Source organism: Myxococcus sp. CA056, assembly GCF_013336715.1.
GTDB lineage: Bacteria > Myxococcota > Myxococcia > Myxococcales > Myxococcaceae > Myxococcus > Myxococcus llanfairpwllgwyngyllgogerychwyrndrobwllllantysiliogogogochensis.
In genome coordinates, this window is the sequence record NZ_JABUMT010000011.1 from 191,582 (window position 1) to 210,445 (window position 18,864).

The window sequence follows — 18,864 nt, forward strand, 5'->3', positions numbered from 1 at the left end:
TTTCCTCCAGCGTTGCGCCAATGGCCCCCACCCCATCGATGACCGACGGGTGAGGGGCCATCCTCGCCATGCACGGGACGCCCGTGCTCGGAAGGACCGTCAGTTCTTGACGACGGTGGTGATGATCAGCGGAGTCGGAGTTCCGATGAAGCTGCCAGCGGTGTTGGTGCACGGCATGGGCACCTGCGAGAAGTCCGCGGCGTAGTAGCCGTAGGTGGAGCCATTGCCCTTCTCGTAGAACTCCTGACCATCCGGGAGGACCACCTTCCAGACGTAGTTGATGCTCGTGTACTGCGTGGACGACCGCGCCCGGATGACACCCGTCACCGTGGTACCCCAGTGGTACGGAGCCACCGCCGGCGCCTCGACGGTCTGCGGCGCCGGAGCCCAGTCGAACGTGCTGGTGGGGCCGGTGCTCCCGCCCCAGCCGTAGATGAGGAACACGCTCGTCCCCCAGGGCAGGTCATCGTTGCGGTACGTGAGGGTGATCTCCGCCTGGGAGGTGCTGAAGTAGCCGCACGTGTTGAGCACCGTGCGCGCCTGCACCCACTGCGAACCCGCGAGAGCAGAGGTAGAAGTGAGCATCAGGGCGAGCACGAGCGCGTGGCGGGAAATTCGGGACATGCGAAGACTCCAGGGTGTGGTTTGACAACCGCGTCCCCTTACCAGAGCCAGGGGGCGCGCTGGAACCCAACGGCGCCGCGACGTGTCTGAATGACTGTCCGACACGAGCAACCCCGCCCGTCGAGCACGCCCACCCATGCCTCGCGAGCCCCCCATCGTCCTGCCCGTCTTGCTGTCGCAGCTCCGGCTCGCGAATCCGTGGGCGCTGCTCCTCGCGAAAGAGGAGGGCTATCCGCTCTCCACCGCCAGCCTGCTCTCCGAGCGCTACGCCATGAAGAGTGACGAGAAGCCCTTCGCGAGAGAGCTGCTCGGCCGAAAGCCGAACCTGTGGATCTTCCGCTGCGACCAGCGTCGCTTCGCGGGTGACTTCGTCATCGTGGACATGGCGGAGCCGCGACCCGCGCGGCGCCAGGTGGTGGTGCTCGACCTCAAGATGGGTGCGCCCCTCGTTCTCGGCGGAGGCGGAGCAGGCGTGCAGCTCACCCACGCGCAGGACGCGGTGGAGGGTGTCGCGGCCCGCAAGGGCGTCATCACCCCAGGCACGCCATACGTGCTGGCGACGGGCGACAAGGACGTCATCCTCGCCTGGCTGCGCGAGTGACGGCCCCAGGAATGAAGCCGCGACGCTCTCCGCTCAGGGCGTCGTCTGGAATCCCGCCCCCATCACCGTGCCGTCGAACCCGCTGGCCACGTCCCGAAGGCGGAGGTCCTTCAGGATGTTGGCCGATGAGGTGTAGACGTACGGCGGAATGGCAATCGACCGACGGGTGGTGATGCCGGCCCACGGACCCTCGGACTGGAAGTTGTTCGACGACGACGGGTACGCGCTCCCCGGAACATGCCAGATGACAGGGCCTCCCGAGTCGCCGGCCGCGTGCTGGGCCCAGCACTGGTACAGCCCATTGCTGTTGTTGGTGATACGGCCGTAGTAGGTGCCGGACGGCGCCGACGTCACCAGCTCGTTGTTGTTGAACCAGGCGGCACCCAGCAGGTTCTCCCGGCTGCCTTCGACGACGAGCACCCCGGTGATTTTGAGATGCGGGCCCTGGGCCGAGAGCTGCACGTCCTCGACGAACTGGAGGATGGCGTAGTCCAGAAACGGCTGGAGTGCCTTCGGCTTGATGAATCGCATGTATCCGATGGGACCAAACGCCACGTCGTTGGCGTCGTAGATGGGCGCCAGACCATAGGGAATCAGGACACCTTCGTAGGTGTCGCCACCGTCGAGGCAGTGTCCCGCGGTGATGCCGACCCGGTTGCCATAGCTGTCGGCTCCGACCGGGCCCATTGTGCAGAAGGCCTCCGGATAGGCCGGGTTGAAGATGATCTTCATGCCATTGGCGACGAGCTTGGGGCTCGTCTGGGCAACGGCTTCACCCGCCCCTCCCACCAAGGAGAGGACAGCGAGGGTGGACAACAACACGACGGCCATCCGAGTGATGCGCATATCGCTCCTTCGCTCCAGGGCTGAATCCCGCGGGCACCGTACACCACCCACCCGTCCTGGGTGACGACGGCCCCCGGGCAGTGCTCGTGGACCTGGAGTCCTACGCACGCCTCAGCCCTTCTTGTCGGATTCCGGACGCGCCGTCGGGCCCACCACGAGACGCGAGATTTGCTTGAAGGCAGTCAGCCACAGCTCCACCTCCCGCCTCGTCAGGGCCGAGCGGGTGAGCGAGTGGGTCATCTCCGCGAGCAGTGCATCCGGTCCCTGCCGATTGAGGAACCCCACCTCCAGGAGGACCAATCGCATCCAGGACTGAAGCGCCTGCACCAGCCGCAGCGGCGCGCCCTCCACCGCGCCCGGTGACGCCACCTCCACCTGCTCGCGCGCACAGAGGTACAGGAGGACCGCCGCCGCCTGCGCCAGGTTCATGGAGGGCTGTTCGGGCCGCGTGGGAATGACGAGCGCCTGCTGGCAGTGGCTGAGGTCCTCATCGGACATGCCGCGCTTCTCGCCCCCGAGCACCAGGGCCACCTTCCCCCGCTGTGAGTGCAGCGCCAGCAGCGCCACCGCATCCTCGGGAGAAAGGGTGGGCATGCCGCGCAGGTTCTGCCGCGAGGTGGTCCCCACCGCGAGCACCACGTCCTCCAGCGCCTCAGGCAGGGTGGGAACGATTCGCGCGGCCTCCAGGACATGGCCAGCGTGCACCGCCATGCGCCGGGCGCCGTCCATCTCCTGCAGTTGAGGATCGGAGAGCACGAGCTCCGCCACGCCAAAGTTCGCAGCCAGGCGCGCCACGGCGCCGAGATTGTCCGGGCCCTGCGTCTGGTGCAGCACGACGCGCAGGTGGGAGGTGAGAGCCATGCAGCCACCTTACTGGCCGCGCACAGCCCCCGTCGCGCTCATCCGCTCCGTCCTGTCCTCTCCCCCGGGGGGCGACGCGGAGGCTCGCGCGGACCACAGCCCCCGAGAGAGCACCTCGTCCAGGTTCCTCCGGTGGAAGAACGCCTCGAAGTCGCCTCCCTCCACGTCCTCCGGCAGACAGGCTCCGAGTGGAATCTCGCGGACACGCTCCGGCACGCCCCGCGTCTCGCGCACGGCCGCCTCCAGCGCCCGCAGGTAGTGTCGCGCGGCCCCCAGCGTGCGCGCGGAGGACACCCCGCCGTGCCCCTGGATGACCCTCGTGCGCCCTCGCGCCTCGGCCCTGGCCAGCGCGGCATCGATGTCGGCCGGCTCGCCATACGCGACGTAGGCCATGTTCCCCACCGCGATGTCCGCGCTGAGCAACACGTCCAACGCGGGGACGTCGAGGTTCAGCGTGCTCGCCGTGTGCCCGGGATTCGGGAACACGTCCAGCGTGTACCGTCCCCACTCCAGCGACAACGGCGCGTCCACGCACCGGTCCGGCGCACGGTAGAAGCCCGTCTCCTCGTCCGAGCGGAAGCGCTCCAGGCGAAAGGTCTCCTCGAACCGCGCGTGAGCCCACACCGACGCCTCGGGGAACGCCTGGAGCCCCGCCAGGTGGTCGCTGAAGCCATGCGTGCAGACCACCTGCAGCACCCGGGCCCGCAGGGAGCCAGCCACCCACTCCCGGAGCGCCTCCGCGTCCGCCCGGCTCGCGAGCGCGTCCACCATCAGCACCTCACCCTCCCGGAGGAACAGCGTGGCATTCGAGTCATACGCCTCCCCCGTGACGACCCAGACCTCAGGGGCCAATCGCAGCGTCTTCAAGCCCATCCCGGCACCTCTCGTCAGCGAGCAGGCGTGGGTTCTCCCGAAGTTTCCTCCATGCGTCCAACGCATCCTCCGCATCCATCCATGCGAGAATCGAATGGATGACCCTGGACGTGAGACACCTTCGACTGGTGGCGGCCGTGGTGGACACCGGCTCGGTGACGGCGGCGGCGCGGGTGCTGCACCTGTCACAGCCCGCGCTGAGCCATCAACTCCGCGACGTGGAAGAGCGGCTGGGCACCGAGCTGTTCCAGCGCGAGGGCCGACGCATGGTGCTCACCGGCGCTGGCCAACGCGTCCTCGAAGCCGCACGCAAGGTGATGGCCGAGGTGGAAGCCGCCGAAGCGGACGTTGCACGGCTCGCGCACACGTCGCAGGGCATCCTCCGGCTCGCCACGGAGTGCTACACGGCCTACCACTGGCTGCCGGCGGTCCTCCGGCGGTTCTCCACCCGCCATCCCCAGGTGGAGGTGCGCATCGCCGTGGAGGCCACGCGCCGCCCGGTGGAGGCGCTGCTGGCGGGGACGCTGGACCTGGGCATCGTCAGCGCGCCGACGCGGCACCGGCGCCTCGCACATGCGCCCCTCTTCGAGGACGAGCTCGTCGCCGTCATGGCACCAGAGCATCCCCTGGCCAGCCGCGGCGTCCTGCAAGCCGCCGACTTCGCGCGCGAGCACGTGTTGCTCTACAGCATCCCTCTCACCGAGAGCACCTTGTTCCAACAGGTGCTCACTCCCGCCGGCGTCTCCCCCGCGCGCGTGTCCCACGTGGAGCTGACCGAGGCGCTCGTCGAGTTGACCAAGGCCGGGCTCGGCATCTCCGTGCTGGCCCGCTGGGCGGTGGCCCCGGAGCTCTCACGCGGGACGCTGGTCGCCGTGCGTGTGACACGCAAGGGACTGCGCAGGCACTGGCACGCCGTGTGGCCCCGCGCCGTGCGCCCCACACCCCACCTCACCTCTTTCGTGGAGCTGCTCGCGAAGGCGGGCCCCCCGGGACGCTGAGGCCTCGACACCGTTCCTGATGAAGGGCCCGCTCGGGGACGCGCTGTCCGTGTGCCTCCGATGGCGGACTCAGGCACACCGCTTCGCCTCAGATTCTTGAGAGAACCTCAGGGGTTCGAGGCTCTCGGTGCGACGGCGTCGCTCGAAGTCAGCTGAAATACTTGAAACATCATAAGGCGAGAAAAGGTCCGGCAATTGCAGTCGTGTGTGACCCCCTATGCGCACACCCCTGATCAACTCCTGGACGCATCGTGTTTCCCTGTTCCTCGTCGTGGCACTCCTCTTCACCGCTTGTAGTGATGACCCGCCGAAGCCCACGCCCGATGCGGGTCCTGATGACGCTGGCATCCCCGACTCTGGCGGAGGCCCTCGTCCGGATGCCGGCCCCGCGGATGCTGGCGAGCCTGACTCCGGCACTCCTGACGCAGGCCAGCCCGATGCGGGCGGAGGTGAACCCGATGCGGGGACCTCCTGCGCGCCGACGGTGACGGACGTCCTCCAGAACGGAGAATGGGACCCCCGCTTCTCCATCGCGGGCGTCTCCGGCATGGATGGCCATGTGCCCCATGTGTATGACTTCGCGAAGACGCCCTCGGGCGACCTCGTCGCCGCCGGGTACTTCCGCTGGCTCGGCACGCAGGCCACGCCTCCACTCATCCAGCGCCACGACGGAAAGTGGCAACCCCTCCAGAGAACATGGGAGCAAGGGCTTCCCGGCGCGGGCTTCTCTTCCGTCGCGGCGAAGGACGACACCACGCTCGCCCTGGCGACGAACGACACGTTCGGCGCGCGCTCGGGTGAGGTGTGGCTCGCGACGCCCGAAGGTGTTCGCGTCATCGGCAGGTTCGACGGCCTGGTTCGCACCATGGCCTTCATCAAGGGAGAGCTCTGGGTCGCGGGGCAGTTCCAGCTCGCGGAGAACGGGGCCATCGGCCTGGCCATCTGGGATGGGAGCACCTGGCGGTTCCCCACCGGAGGCCCCGCCAATGGCCCCGTCTACGAGCTGCTCGTCGACGGTGATGACGTCTGGGTGGGCGGCGGCTTCTCCCAGGTGGGTGGCATCTCCAGCAACATGGTCGCCCGGTGGAATGGGAGCACGTGGGAGGCGTACGACCTCCCTCTGATCGGCAACGGCGTCTTCGCGCTCGCGCTCGGAGACGACGGGACGCCCTATGCGGGTGGCACGTTCGCCTACGACTTCAGCATGGATGGCGTGGGCTCCATCGCCCGCTGGAATGGCACCGCGTGGGAGATGCTCAACAAAGGCGTCAGCACCGGGCAGTTCCCCGGCGTCGTGACGGACCTGGTGTTCAACGACGGCAAGCTTCACGTGGGTGGATGCTTCTCCCACGTCAACGGCCATGCCTGGAACGACCCCAAGGCCATCCCCGCGAATGCCCTGGCGCAGTGGTCGCCCACCACCGGATGGGAGCCGTGGCCCAATGCCACGCTGCCCAACCGGACCGTCTGGTTCGCGCCGCTCTACTGTGGCGATGAGGGCCCTTCCGCCTTCCCCCTGTGGGAAGTCCCCATCCAGCGATTCCTGCTCGACGGTGAGCGCCTCTATGTCGCGGGCACCTTCCCCAGCGTCAACGGCGCGGCCTCCCAGAGCCTCGTCTCCTACGAAGACGGCCAGTGGCGGACCGAGGGCGGCGAGTCCGGCGACGGACTGAGCGGGCGACCCGATGTGATGGCGACGGGAGGCCCCCAGTGCACCGTCCACATCCTGGGCGAAATCTCCCATGCGGGTGGCGAGGCGGTTCCGCGCACCGTGCTGCAATTCAGTGACGCGGGCTGGAAGCCGCTGGCGGCACTGCCGGAGATGGAGTGCTCGGACCTGGCTGTGAATGCCCGGGGCGACATCTATGTCTCGTGTACTGACTGGAACGCCCTCCAGTCGCACGTGCTCACGTGGACCGGGGAAGCGTGGCGGTCACTCGGAGACCTGAGCGCACACGGCTTCATCTTCGACATGACCCTGGACTCGCTCGGACGACCCTGGCTGTCGACCCTGCTGGACACCACCGGGCGCGTGGTCCGCTGGGATGGCGAGCGTTTCGTGCTGGTGGCGGACGGCTTCGACAGCCCCGTGTCCGCGCTGGCCCTTCGTCCCGAGAACGAGGACCCCGACCACCCCGCCTTCGTCGCCGCGGGGGAGTTCACGCACGTGGGCACATTGGCGGCGCGGCGCATCGTCCACTGGAACGGCACCGCCTTCGAGCCCCTGGGCGAAGGCCTGAGCACCTCCGTCATCACCGTCGCCTACGGGGAGCGCGGCATCTTCGCGAGCACCAACATGGAATTGGGGCCGGAGGGCCTGCCCGTGCCAGACCGCATCACACTCGGACACTGGGACGGCACCGCCTGGGTGGAGTTGGCGACGGCTGAAAACGGGCTGCCGCCGCCCATGAACGAGAGCCGGGGCGGTGTCCATAGCTTCCGGAAGCTCGTCCCCAGCGGGAGCGACCTCGTCGCCGTGGGCACCATCATTCCCGAAGGCGGGGGCCCCACCCATGCGTATGTCTTCAATGGCGAGCGGTTGCTGCCCATTGGAGGGGGCGTCAACGCCATCAGCGTCGATGCCGTGGCGCTGACGCCCGACGGTATCTGGTTGGGAGGTTTCATCGCCGAGGCCGGACGCGACGCGTGCCGCATCCCCTCCGTGGGCGTGGCGCATCTGCGCCGGCGCACCACCGTGCCCTGATGCCGGACGGGCGCGGCTTGCCATTCTTCGCGCAAGCCGCGCCACCCCGGAGCCGTTCACGGCGTCATGCGGCCATCCCATCGCCCGTGACTTCCAGGGCGCCCCAGCGCCGGTGAGTGCCTTCTTGCGAACGCATCAGCGGTGCACGCTGCTCATGTCCAGGTAGCGAAGCCCCGTCGCCGCGCCCACCGGGAACACCGAGTCGAGCTGGGCGAGGTCCGCGCCCGAGAGTTCCACGCGCGCGGCCCCCGCGTTCTGCTCGAGGTACTTCACGCGCTTGGTGCCGGGGATGGGCACCACGTCCGGGCCTCGGGACATCACCCACGCGAGCGCGAGCTGCGCGGACGTCACGCCCTTCTGCTTCGCGAGCTGCTCCACGCGCTGCACGAGGTCCAGGTTCTTCTGGAAGTTGTCTCCCTGGAAGCGCGGGTTCTGTCGTCGGAAGTCGTCCGCGGGCAGGTCCTCGAAGCGCTTGTACTGGCCGGTGAGGAAGCCTCGGCCCAGTGGACTGTAGGAGACGAAGCCGATGCCCAGCTCGCGCACCGTGGCGAGTACGCCGTCCTCCTCCACGTCGCGCGTCCACAGGGAGTACTCGGTCTGCAGCGCCGAGATGGGGTGGACGGCGTGCGCCTTGCGAATCGTCTCGGGCGCGGCCTCGGACAGGCCGAGGTAGCGAACCTTGCCCGCGCGCACGAGCTCCGCCATCGCGCCGACCGTGTCCTCGATGGGCACCTTCGGGTCCACGCGGTGCTGATAGTAGAGGTCGATGTGGTCGACGCCCAGGCGCTTGAGCGAGGCCTCGCACGCCTGTTTCACATAGGCCGGGTCGCCCCGGATGCCCAGGAACTCGCCCTTGGCGCCTCGCACGTTGGCGAACTTCGTGGCCAGCACCACCTGCTCGCGGTGGCCTCGAATGGCGCGGCCCACGAGCTCCTCGTTGGTGAAGGGCCCGTACATGTCCGCGGTGTCGAGGAAGGTGATGCCCAATTCGAGGGCGCGGTGGATGGTGCGCAGGGACTCCGCCTCATCCCCGGCGCCGTAGAACTCGCTCATCCCCATGCACCCGAGCCCCAGCTCCGAAACCACCAGCCCTTGCCGACCCAGCTTGCGCTGCTTCATCGTCCTGCCTCCGCGTTCGAGTGCCGTTGCGCGCTGAAGGTGCGGCCGGAGCAAGAGCGGTGCACCGGCCCGGCGGCAGGCGGAGGTCAGGCCGCCTCCTCGACGACCGCGAGGCGGCGGCCCGTCCCCCACACGAGCGCGGGGCGAGCGGGAGACCTCAGGGCTTCCCCTTGATCTCCATGCGCTCGTCGCGGAGCGCTTCACCCTTCAGGAAGGACTTCATCCGCTCCAGGATGCGCGGGTCCGACTGGAAGAGGCCGTCGTGTCCCGCGCCCTCCAGCACCAGGTGCACGGCCCGGGAGAGTCCGGGGCGCAGGGCCTCCGCGTTGTCAGGGCTCGTGCGCCCATCCAGGGTGCCGCTGATGAGGAGCACCGGCACGTCGGCCTTGAGAGGGCCACGGAAGGACTCCCCCAGGTCGCTCACGCCGGCCACATCCTCCGCCAGCAGGGCGCCCGGGTTGACGCTGCCACCGAGCACCGCCTTCGCCGCCTCCCGCTCGATGAGGGCGCGTCGCGCCGGGCTCACACCGGAGGCCGCGTCCATCGCGAGCGACATGGGACGCAGCAAGCCTTCGCGAAGCCTGCCCGCGAAGGGCGCCATCGCCTCATGGTTCCCGGACTCCAACGCCGTGAGCAGGGGGAGGAAGCGCCGGAAGGTGGCCGGGTCCCGCAGGGATTCGAAGGCGAGGCACTGAAGGTCGAAGGGGCTGACCTTCCAGGTGCGGCGGTCACCCTTCTCCTCGTCCGTGAACACCACCGTGAGCGGCTTGCTCCGCAACGACTTCACCAGCTTCGCCAGCCGTGCCTTCAGGCCGGGCCCGCGCTCACCCTCGGCGCGCAACACGGCCTCCCAGCGCCCGAGCAGCGCCTCCGCGTGGGCAGGCCGCTTCCAGGTGTCATCAGGCCCCTCGATGCCCGCGAGGATGATGTGGTCCACCCGCTCCGCGTGGCGCCGCACGTAGGCGAGGCCCAGGTGGGTGCCGTAGCTGATGCCCCAGAGGTTGAGCTTCGGCGCGCCCAGCGCCTTGCGCAGCATCTCCAGGTCGTCGGCGTTCTCCACCGTGGTGAAGGCCCCCAGGTCCACGCCGGCCGCGGTCCAGGTCCGGCTCGCCTCCGCGGCGGCCTTCTTCACCGTGGAGGTGAGCAGCGCCTCGTCCATGCGCTGGTCGAGCGGGATGGACCACGACTGCTTCAACTCGGGATGGGGGTTCGACTCGCCGGTGCCGCGCTGGTCCAGCGCGATGACGTCCGCCACCTCGCGCAAGGCGAGGAACAAATCGAAGCGGCCATACCGTGCGGCATCGATGCCGGAGCCTCCCGGGCCTCCCGCGAGGTAGACGATGGGCGCCCCGGGCGAGGCGCTCGTGCTCTTGAAGCGCACGAAGCGCAGGGGCAAGCCCGGGCCCTCGGGGTGGGCATGGCGCAGGGGCACGGTGAGGGTGCCCAGCTCCGCCTGAACGGTGCGACCGTCGCGGGCCTGGAAGGTGTGGGGCTGCAACTGGAGGCCCTGGGCCTGGGCGAGGGACAACGGAAGGATGAGGGCAAGCAGGAGCACGGCACGCATGGCGTTCCTCCGAGAAGGGCTTCAGGGAGGAGAATGCGGTGGCCTGCACGGCACGTGGGGTGCCGGTCGCCCAACGTCTCGCGGTGTCGCCGGAATGCGCGTGGGGCGGCGCCGGGCCGCGTATGTTGAGGCCCATGATGTCCTCCGCCCTCTTCGCGGGATGCTTCGCGCTCTCGCTCACCGCTTCGGCCGCGCTGCCCTCCGCGCGGCAGGGACTGGTGCAGGTGAACACGGAGGATCTCTCCCCGGAGGTCGCGCTCTCCGGAGACGCACGGGGCTGGCGCACGGTGGCGGCCGACCAGGTGAACGAGGGGACGGGCCCCTATTGGCTGCGCACGCAGGTGGACGTGCCCCCGCGTGAAGCCGGAGCCCCGACACCTGCCCTCGCCCTGTCGGTGCTCGGGTCATGGGAGGCGTGGTGGGACGGCGGGCTGCTGGGCCGCAACGGACAGGTGGGGCGGACGCCCTCGGAGGAGGTACCAGGACGGGTCGATGCCCTGCTCCCGCTTCCGACCGGACTCAGCGCGCCGGGCCCTCACGTGCTGACGATGCGCATCTCCGCGCATCGACTCGGCTTCCAGCCCGTGGGCACCGTCCACTACATGCAGGTGGGCGAGGCCGCGTCACTCGCTCAGATGCGGATGCTCGGACTGGTGCCAGCCCTTTGCATGCTGGGCGCGCTGGTGCTGATGGGGCTCTACCACCTCGTGCGCGTGCGGCTCGCTCACGGTGGGCTCGCCACGCTCCTGCTCGGCGTGCTGTGCCTCGCCGCCGCGGCGCTCGTCCTGATGGAGTCGTGGCGCGGGCTCGCCAACTATCCCTACCCACAGCATGCGCTGCGGCTGCGACTGCAGGCGGCGGCCGTGCTGGCGGTGGCGGCGCTGCTGCCAGCGACCGTCCACGCGGCCTTCGGCGAGCCACTCCGCTGGCTGCGGTGGGTGGGACTGGGACTGGGGCTGCTCGCGCTCGTCTTCGTTCCGGGCTTCGATGCCAAGAACAGCGTGGCGCTCGGGGCCTCGCTCGTCGTCTCCACGGCGCTCGCCGTGCGCGCGTGGCGGAGAGGGGAACCGGGGGGAGCCCTGGGCGCGCTGGCGGGGCTCTGTTTCGCCGGGACGCTCTACCTGTTGGAACCCTGGGGCTTCTCCGAGCGCGGCTTCTTCGTCGCCTTCGGAGGGCTCCTGGTCTGCCTCACTGCGATACATGCCCGGCGGCAGCGCCATCAGCAGGAGCGGTTCGAGAGTGCGACGCGCGCCGCGGAGCGCCTGCAACTGGAGTTGCTCAAGCGCAGCCTGCAGCCGCACTTCCTGATGAACACGCTGGGCGCGCTGAGCGAGTGGGTGGAGACGGAGCCCGCGCAGGCCGTACGCTTCATCGAGGCCCTGGGCGCGGTGTACCGGCACCTGCTCGCCGTCTCCGGTGAGCGCACCATCCCGCTCGCTCGCGAGTTGGAGTTGTGTCGCGCCCATCTGGAGGTCATGGGCTGCCGACAGGGCACGGCCTTCCAGTTGGAGACCGAGGGCGTGGACCTGTCGGCCCCCGTCCCCCCTGCCCTGCTGCACACGCTCTTGGAGAACGCCTTCAGTCACAACCGCTACGTCTCGCCCCACACCTTCCGACTCGAAAGCAGCCTCGTCGCCGAAGGCACGGGGCCCCGTCGGCGTTACGTCTTCCTCGCGCCTCCGGGCACGGGGACGCGCCCAGGAGGTGGTGAGGGCACCGGCTCGCGCTACCTGCGCGCGCGCCTGGAGGAGGCCTTCCCTGGCGCGTGGAGGCTCGAGGATGGGCCCACGGATGCGGGATGGAGGACGCGGGTGGAGGTGCCGGCGTGAGACTGCTCATCGTGGAGGACGAACCGCTGGCGGCGCGCCGTCTCGCCCGGCTGTGCGAGCAGCAACTGGGGCCGGACGCTCCGCCCCCGCGCGTGTGCGCGAGTCTGGACGAGGCACGCGAGCTGCTGGCCGAGCGCACCGTGGACGTACTGCTGCTGGACCTGAACCTCTCGGGGGAAGACGGCTTCGCGCTGCTCGAGGAGGTGGCCGCGGGCGCGTTCCAGACAGTGGTGGTGTCCGCGAACACAGACCAGGCGCTGCGCGCCTTCGAGCTGGGGGTGCTGGACTTCGTGCCCAAGCCATACACGCCGGAGCGGCTCGCCCTCGCGCTCGCCCGAGTGGGGAGCCGCGCGGCCACTCCCCTGCGGGCTCTCGCGGTGAGGAAGGGCGGAGGCGTGGTCCTCGTGCCCCTGGACTCCGTCGCGTACATCCAGGGCGCTGGCGACTACACCGAGCTGGTCCTGCGAGGAGGCGGCACCGAGCTGAGCGAGAAGAGCCTGGAGCGGCTCGAGCAACTGCTCCCCGCCGACTTCTTCCGCATCCACCGCTCCTATCTCATCCGAGTGACGGACATCCGCGAGCTCATCTCCACGGAGGGCTCGCGCACCTCGGTGGAGCTGCGAGACGGCACCCGACTGCCTGTGGGCCGCAGCCGTGTTGGAGTGCTGCGCAAGCGACTGGAGGCGTAGGCGCCGTCGCTGATTCCCGCAGCGGCGTCAGGGGGAATGACTCAGGCGAAGCGTGCGTCACGCCACCGAGCCGACCACCGGGCTCCTTCGCGCGAGCGCCCGCAGCTTCAGCACCTGGTACGTGGCACCGAGGAAGAAGAAGGCCACCAGCACGAGCAGGGCGGTCTGCACGGGCGGCGACTCCGGACTGCTGGCGATGGGCTGGCCCGCGGGAAGGCGCGTCAGCGTCTCGTTGATGCCGGGCACCAGCAGCACCATGAAGCTGGCGGACAGCGTCAGCGTCTCCACGTAGGGCGTGGCGCGGCCGAATCCCTCCACGCGAGAGGCGACGACGCCCACCGCCATGAGCACGAGCGCGAGCAGGCCCAGTCCATGGCCGGGGTTGAAGCCGCCCGTGCTGGAGAGACCGAACGACGTGAGAATCGACGCCACCATGCCGAGCAGGTACAGCCGGCCCACGCGAGTGCCGGGGTCGATGCGTCCGTCGCGAAGGAAGCCCCAGACACCGAAGACGATGGGCGGCAGGCTGAGCACGGTGTGGATGATGCCGAGGGTGGACATGGGATTGGCCATGACGGGTCTCCTTCTTCGGATGTCGATGAGGCGGGGATGAAAGGTCAGGCCAGCAGGTACTCGCGCACCATGGCGCGGGCCCGGTGCAGCCGGCTCTTCACGGCGGGCACGTCCTCGCCCAGGCGCTCCGAGATTTCGCGGATGGACAGCTCCTCGAAGTCGCGCAACAGGACAACCTCGAGGTAGTGCGGAGGCAATGACTCCAGCGCTGAGGCCACATCGAGTCGAGCGGAGTCCGGCGTGTGCGAGACCATCCACTGGTCGGCCCGCGCCTCCTCGTAGGGGTCCTGCTTGAGGGCCACGCGCCCCAGGCGGCGGCACTCGCGTTGAACGATGCGGAACAACCAGCCCGACAGGGACGCCAGCTTCCGGACCGAGCCCAGGTGGCGGGCCAGCAAGAGCAGCGACTCCTGGACCGCGTCGTCGATGTCGCTGATGAAGCAGCGCTGCTGCGCGTACCGCCTGAGGTTGGGCTGGAGCGCCTGGAGGAGGCGGAGCATCGCGTCGCGATCCCCCGCGTGGGCCGCGAGCAGCATCGCGTCGGGAGCAGCGGGCAACGGGTGGGCGGCGGCCATGCGAGTCCCTGGAAGACGGCGGCGGGGAAAATGCCCTGCCTTGCCCACTAAGAGGCGGGCACCCGACGAACGGATTCGCGACCTCGACGATTTTCTCCGGACCGCGCCGCCCGATGCCCGAGCGGCGCGTCAACCCCTTGAATCTACACACCGGGCGATGCCCCAGAGCGAGGACACGCCCGTCTCCCAAGCTTTCGAGCGGAGGCTACCCGCCGCCGTTTCCGCCGTAACGGAGGTTCGACAGACCCGGGTAGTACAGGCCGTAATACGCGGCGTTGGAGACATACGTCTGCCCGGCGCCAATGCTGTAGCAGTTGGTGCCCGAGTGGGTGCACATCTCGTCGATGGCGCCGGAGGCCGCGTTCGGTGGGAACAAGCCGTTGCCCATGTCCGTCACCGGCGGCAGGCGCGCACCCGCGTCGAACACCTCACCGTACCAGTGGGCCATGTCGCCCGACGTGAAGGCACCGCCCCACCGTGAGCCGGGGAAGTAGCCCACCCAGGCATCATTGAAATACACCCACCAGTCGGTTCCCGAATAGAGGACGAAGAAACGCGGCTTCGCGCCGATGTAGCCGCTCAGGTCCATCCCCGGGTAGTAGCTCGGGTGGACCTGCACCCAGCCCGTGACGTGCTGGAAGACGCCTCCCACCGTGTGGCCGACGAGCAGGGTGGGATACGACGTCTGGAACTTGCGGTAGCCCGTCGCGACAATCGACGTGCTGGCGCCCCGGACCATCGACACCACCGTGCTGGCCTGGTCCAAGGTGTGGGCGACCTCGGGGTTGTTGATCTGGAGACGCGCGCCCACCCCCAGCGAGTAACCCGTCTCTGACGTCGGCTTGTACACCCCCACGTAATAGATGGAGTCGGCGCTCGCATGGACGGGACGATTGCCTTCGGACGCGCCGGGCATCGCGGGCAGCCAGGATGCGAGCGGGCGCGGCGGCGCCGGGTTGTACACCGCCTGGGGCACCTGGCCGCTGGGGCAGAGCCGGGCCGTGGTGACCTGGGCTTCCTGCCGTGAGTCTCCCACGACGAGGGCCGTGGACGGTGCCGTCACGCGCAGCGCTTCCGCGGAGAGCGGGATGCAGCGGTAGTGACCTACCGCGGAGGGCTGGTCCGCCTGGGCCGTGGGCTCCTTTGCATCAGGAGCGCCACAACCCAGGGTGACGAGTGAAAATAGACAGGTGACGCGGGAGAACAGCGAATGAGGCTGCATGGTGACTCCGGGGCCCCAGGACCTGGGGCCAGTCGAGGAGCGGGGCACGGCGCCACCATGCTTGTCTCGGTTTTGATTGAGCGCCAGTCCTTGGATGACTGGGGTGACAATGACTCTCACAGTGGTACTGAAGATGGAGCGCCCCTGACCCCTCCGGGACTCGCTGGTGGGGTCAATGCGGCGCTGGGCTCGCCCGGGTCACCGGGCGCGGTGGGGCTTCTTCCCGGAAGATGAGCAGCCCATCCATGACCGTGGCCCAGGGAGCCGTCATCCACGCGTAGTTCAAGGGACGCGCCACTCGGGGCCCGAAGTCACGGAGCTGGCTCCCATCCAGATACCGCGTGTCCCCAGTGTGGCCCGAAAACGCCCAGCCCTCCAGTGAGTCGTCCCGCGCGGGCGCGAGGGAATTCGTGCGAGGGGTGCTGCCGATGGAATAGCTCCCGGATCTCGCGGAGAAGCCCAACACGAAGGCCCGCGCCCCGAACTTCTCCTGGACGTAGGACCCGAAGGACGTCCCGTGCCGGGTGTCCGCATCCAGGCCCTTGAGGTCTTTCGCCGCATGAACGGTGGCAAGCCAGACAATGGTCTTTCGGGGCCTGGCTGACTGGGCCAGGTGCCATTCCAGATTCATGAACATGGAGCGGGAGCGGTCATCGAAATCGCTCCAGCTCCAGGTCCCTCCAGACGCGTCCGGAGCCCGGGACATCGCGGCGACCTGACGGGTGTAGTTCCGCTCAAGGCTGCGGACCATCTGCAACTGGCCTCGAGCCCTCGGCGTCACAGCCACTCCGGGCCTGGAGAGCACCGCCCCCAGCTCCGTCCAGCAGCCCAGGATGAACTTCATGTGCTCCGCCGTATATGGGTGGGCGTCGTCGTACTTCCAGGACATGTTCCTCTCGATTTCCTCTCCGCACGCGGCCTGCCTCGGGCCCTCCAGAAAGGGAATGAGTTCGCGCGTCATCTCGCGCTGGGCGTAGGTGCCTCGGTTGATCTGATCATCAATCCCACCCGCGATGAGGGTCCCCGCATTGAGCCGCTCGGACAGGAACGGAATCAGGGGCGCCATCTCCTGATTGGCCCACATCCCACCAATCGCAGTGGCAACCAGGTCCTCGCTGACGGGTTGGCCCGCCTCTCTCAGCGCCTGGAGGTGAAGGAAGTCATAGCTGCCTGTCTCAATGAAGAAGGCATCGTATTGGCATTCCTCCACGAGCCTGCGGGTCAGCTCCGCTTTGAAAGCGATGGTCCTGCCATTGCCGTGGTGGGACTCCTCGCCGAGCAGCGCGAGTTGCTTGTCGCAGAGGTCACGGACAATCCGGTCGGCATCAGAGGTCACCGCGTCCCCTTGCGCGGCCACGCCTCGGGCCGGGGAGGCACAGCTCGAAAGAAGCAACGAGAGCAGGAGCAGGAGGAATCTCATTCGTGGCCCTTCCATGCGGAGGAATGTCGCGGTGTAACGCTCCTGGGCGCGCCTTCCCCTCAACCTCGCACGCATCCGGCACCTGGCTGAACGCGCTTTCAGCCCCACCCTGTGCGCGTGAAGGCACGCCCCATCGACAATCCGCCCAACCCGTGGGCGAGCACCGCGGTGGAGCACCTGGACGAAATCCCGCCCTATGGATTCGCGACCCTGACGATTTTCATCGGATTCGCGCCGCCCACCTTCGAGCGGCGCGTCAACCGCTTGAATCGATACGCCAGACACGGCCCCGTGGAGGAGGGACATGCTCGTCTTCAGTCTGGGATGGCCCTGTCCCCGGAGCGGGCAGCCGCCCGCCATCCCTGCCCGCGCACCGCTCAGAAGGAATAGCTGAACGTCACGCCGGAGTAGGCCCGGTACCCGTTGATCATGACCCAGAACCTGCCCGGTACGGGCCGTGACGTGCCGGTACACACCTCGGTGTTGGTCGTCGAGTAGGAGCGGCAGTCGTAGACGCTCTTCGTTGGAGCAGCGCCGTATCGCACGTAAAGGTCCGCGTCACCCGTGCCTCCGCCGAGGGTAAAGTACGGGGAGGTGAATGCACCGACGTCCGCGCAGTAGTACCGGTTCGAACCCACCGCGCCGTTGAGGTTCGTCACGGTACCGCTGAAGCGAGGAAGGGTCGTGCAGAACGTCGGGAAGTAGAGAGGGAAGCCCACGGCCTGCCAGGACAGGCTCACGGACTCCAGCACGGCCGCGCTGAAGCCGAGGTCCTGCGCCGCGAACTGGGTATAGGTCTTGGCCTGCTCGAAGGTGGTGCTGGCGGTGAAGTAGTCGGTGCTGGCCTTGTAGAAGATGCGAGCAGCGGCCTCTACGCCAATGCCTGGGACTTCCGTCGGGGTGCGCCCGCGAGGATGCACACCGCCGGTGGCCAGCAGCTTGAACGCCAGGTTCGAGATGCCCGACGCGTAATGCACGTCGGTGTCGGACGAGTAGTCCCCGTAGTAGTCCAGCGAGGCGCCGTCCAGGACCGGGTCGTTCATGTATCGGAGGGCGTCATCGGGCGTGGCGGGCGTCCAGATGTCCTCGCCAATCCTCCAGATGTCCGGGCCCATGGACCACGAGTTCGACCAGCTCTCGCACACGGAGGCGAAGATGTCCGACAGGGACTCGTTCAGCGCGCCGGACTCGCCGGTATAGATGAGGCCGGACTCGAAATCCGTCACCGCGTGGGTCAGCTCGTGGGCCACCACATCCAGGTCCGTGCACAGCGGCCCGGCGTTGACCCCGTCTCCATCGCCGCACACCAGTTGCGTGCCGTCCCAGAAGGCATTCACGTAGTGGGTGGAGTAATGCACGGTGCTGGTGAGCGTGTGGCCCGCATTGTCAATCGAGTCACGCCCGAACAGTGTGTTGAAGCAGTCGTACGTGGTTCCCAGCACGTCGAAGTTGCCGTCCACGTGGGCATCGCCCGTGGGCCCCTGCCCCTCGCCGCGCCTGAGCGTACCGGGGAGGCTGGTGGCGTTGTTGGCACTGTACACCCTGCGGTTGAGCGCGTCGTGGATCTCCGGCGCGCGCAGGACGATGGAGGCATCCGAGGCGTCCACGTAGACACGGTCCCGCAGGGGCGTAGCGGCGGCGGTGCCCGTCACCCGCACCTCCCAGGTCAACCGCAGCGGGTCCTTCGCGGTCGCACGGACATAAACAAGGCGAGGCATGCCCTCCAAGGCGCTGGCGCCCGGCGTTTTCCGCAAGGCCACCTGCTGGGCGGTCTCCAGCGCGATGCCGGGGCTGGAGGGAACCTGCTCCCCGTCCCGCGCCGAGCCGTTCACCGCGTACACCCGTCCAGACGCATCCAGGTGCACCACCAACTCACCACCGACCACCGGCAGGCCGTCCTTGGTCTGCGAGTACCGGAGATGGGTGCGTCCCTGCGTGTCACGAGCGATTCGCCGAGGCACCAGGTCGCGCGCGTCGAGGCGGAAAGACGGGGCGATGCGCTCCAGTGCCGTGGTCACCAACTCGTGGGCCTGCCAGACCGTGACGTCCGCGAGGCTCTGGCCCACCCATCCCAGCTCTCCATGAATCATGTACGGCACGCCGTCACCGTGTGAGCCCAGAACCTGGACGTCGGGGAGCGCGCTCAGCGCCGTCGCGATGTCCTGGAGGCGGGCATCGCTCGTGAGGACGCTCTGCTCTGGCTGTGAGGCCTCGGAGGGCTCGAGATCTCCGGCGGAACAGCCAGAGAGGGAGAACGACAAACATGCGGCGAGCCAGCGGATGCCACGCATCATGGTCTATCCCTTCTGCAGTGCGGTGATGTGGATGACGCGCGTTCATTAGATACAAAAACAACAAACCCGGAG

General features: G+C 68.5%; 16 protein-coding genes. 5 read left to right on the plus strand and 11 right to left on the minus strand.

The window, feature by feature from the left end; translation table 11 throughout:
• Positions 1–99 precede the first annotated feature (99 nt).
• Complete coding sequence (locus tag HUA76_RS33005) at positions 100–624, minus strand: hypothetical protein (RefSeq protein WP_174463088.1); 525 nt, start codon at positions 622–624, stop codon at positions 100–102.
• A 136-nt stretch (positions 625–760) separates the two neighbouring features.
• Between HUA76_RS33005 and HUA76_RS33010 the strand changes: the two genes are divergently transcribed.
• Complete coding sequence (locus tag HUA76_RS33010) at positions 761–1,225, plus strand: hypothetical protein (RefSeq protein WP_174463089.1); 465 nt, start codon at positions 761–763, stop codon at positions 1,223–1,225.
• A gap of 33 nt (positions 1,226–1,258) precedes the next feature.
• Here HUA76_RS33010 and HUA76_RS33015 read toward each other — a convergent pair whose 3' ends face one another.
• From HUA76_RS33015 to HUA76_RS33025, 3 genes are all read right to left on the minus strand, one after another.
• Entirely contained in the window at positions 1,259–2,071 is an 813-nt protein-coding gene (locus HUA76_RS33015) for a S1 family peptidase (protein ID WP_217440532.1), read from the minus strand.
• 111 nt (positions 2,072–2,182) lie between these two features.
• Positions 2,183–2,932, minus strand: coding sequence for an RNA methyltransferase (locus HUA76_RS33020; protein ID WP_174453577.1), 750 nt, complete (start codon positions 2,930–2,932; stop codon positions 2,183–2,185).
• Positions 2,933–2,941: 9 nt separating this feature from the next.
• Positions 2,942–3,805 carry an MBL fold metallo-hydrolase gene (locus HUA76_RS33025; protein WP_174463090.1) on the minus strand — a complete coding sequence of 288 codons (864 nt, stop codon included), beginning with the start codon at positions 3,803–3,805 and terminating at the stop codon, positions 2,942–2,944.
• Between the two features lie 98 nt (positions 3,806–3,903).
• Here HUA76_RS33025 and HUA76_RS33030 point away from each other — a divergent pair, with 98 nt between their 5' ends.
• Positions 3,904–4,803, plus strand: a complete 900-nt coding sequence (locus HUA76_RS33030; RefSeq protein WP_174463091.1) for a LysR family transcriptional regulator — start codon at positions 3,904–3,906, stop codon at positions 4,801–4,803.
• Positions 4,804–5,020: 217 nt separating this feature from the next.
• Positions 5,021–7,507: a hypothetical protein gene (locus tag HUA76_RS46335; RefSeq protein ID WP_174463092.1), complete on the plus strand. Its 2,487-nt coding sequence runs from the start codon at positions 5,021–5,023 to the stop codon at positions 7,505–7,507.
• A 135-nt stretch (positions 7,508–7,642) separates the two neighbouring features.
• Here HUA76_RS46335 and HUA76_RS33040 read toward each other — a convergent pair whose 3' ends face one another.
• Entirely contained in the window at positions 7,643–8,626 is a 984-nt protein-coding gene (locus tag HUA76_RS33040; protein ID WP_174463093.1) for an aldo/keto reductase, read from the minus strand.
• Between the two features lie 157 nt (positions 8,627–8,783).
• The gene (locus HUA76_RS33045; protein ID WP_174463094.1) at positions 8,784–10,190 is read right to left on the minus strand and encodes an alpha/beta fold hydrolase; all 1,407 of its coding nucleotides are present in this window, start codon (positions 10,188–10,190) and stop codon (positions 8,784–8,786) included.
• A gap of 134 nt (positions 10,191–10,324) precedes the next feature.
• Here HUA76_RS33045 and HUA76_RS33050 point away from each other — a divergent pair, with 134 nt between their 5' ends.
• A complete protein-coding gene (locus tag HUA76_RS33050) occupies positions 10,325–12,019 on the plus strand; it encodes a histidine kinase (RefSeq protein ID WP_141645348.1) in 1,695 nt (564 codons plus the stop codon).
• Positions 12,016–12,708 (plus strand): LytTR family DNA-binding domain-containing protein, encoded by a 693-nt coding sequence (locus HUA76_RS33055; RefSeq protein WP_141645347.1) that lies wholly within the window; start codon positions 12,016–12,018, stop codon positions 12,706–12,708. The genes HUA76_RS33050 and HUA76_RS33055 overlap by 4 nt, the downstream gene beginning before the upstream one ends.
• Positions 12,709–12,765: 57 nt before the next feature.
• Here HUA76_RS33055 and HUA76_RS33060 read toward each other — a convergent pair whose 3' ends face one another.
• From HUA76_RS33060 to HUA76_RS33080, 5 genes are all read right to left on the minus strand, one after another.
• On the minus strand, positions 12,766–13,281 hold the full coding sequence (locus HUA76_RS33060; RefSeq protein WP_174463095.1) for a hypothetical protein: 516 nt from the start codon (positions 13,279–13,281) through the stop codon (positions 12,766–12,768).
• A 44-nt stretch (positions 13,282–13,325) separates the two neighbouring features.
• Positions 13,326–13,856: an RNA polymerase sigma factor gene (locus HUA76_RS33065; protein WP_217440534.1), complete on the minus strand. Its 531-nt coding sequence runs from the start codon at positions 13,854–13,856 to the stop codon at positions 13,326–13,328.
• A 205-nt stretch (positions 13,857–14,061) separates the two neighbouring features.
• The gene (locus tag HUA76_RS33070; protein WP_174463096.1) at positions 14,062–15,078 is read right to left on the minus strand and encodes a neprosin family prolyl endopeptidase; all 1,017 of its coding nucleotides are present in this window, start codon (positions 15,076–15,078) and stop codon (positions 14,062–14,064) included.
• A 172-nt stretch (positions 15,079–15,250) separates the two neighbouring features.
• Positions 15,251–16,498 carry an erythromycin esterase family protein gene (locus HUA76_RS33075; protein WP_174463097.1) on the minus strand — a complete coding sequence of 416 codons (1,248 nt, stop codon included), beginning with the start codon at positions 16,496–16,498 and terminating at the stop codon, positions 15,251–15,253.
• Positions 16,499–16,875: 377 nt separating this feature from the next.
• Positions 16,876–18,792, minus strand: coding sequence for a M4 family metallopeptidase (locus HUA76_RS33080; RefSeq protein WP_254614640.1), 1,917 nt, complete (start codon positions 18,790–18,792; stop codon positions 16,876–16,878).
• Between the last annotated feature and the right edge of the window lie 72 nt (positions 18,793–18,864).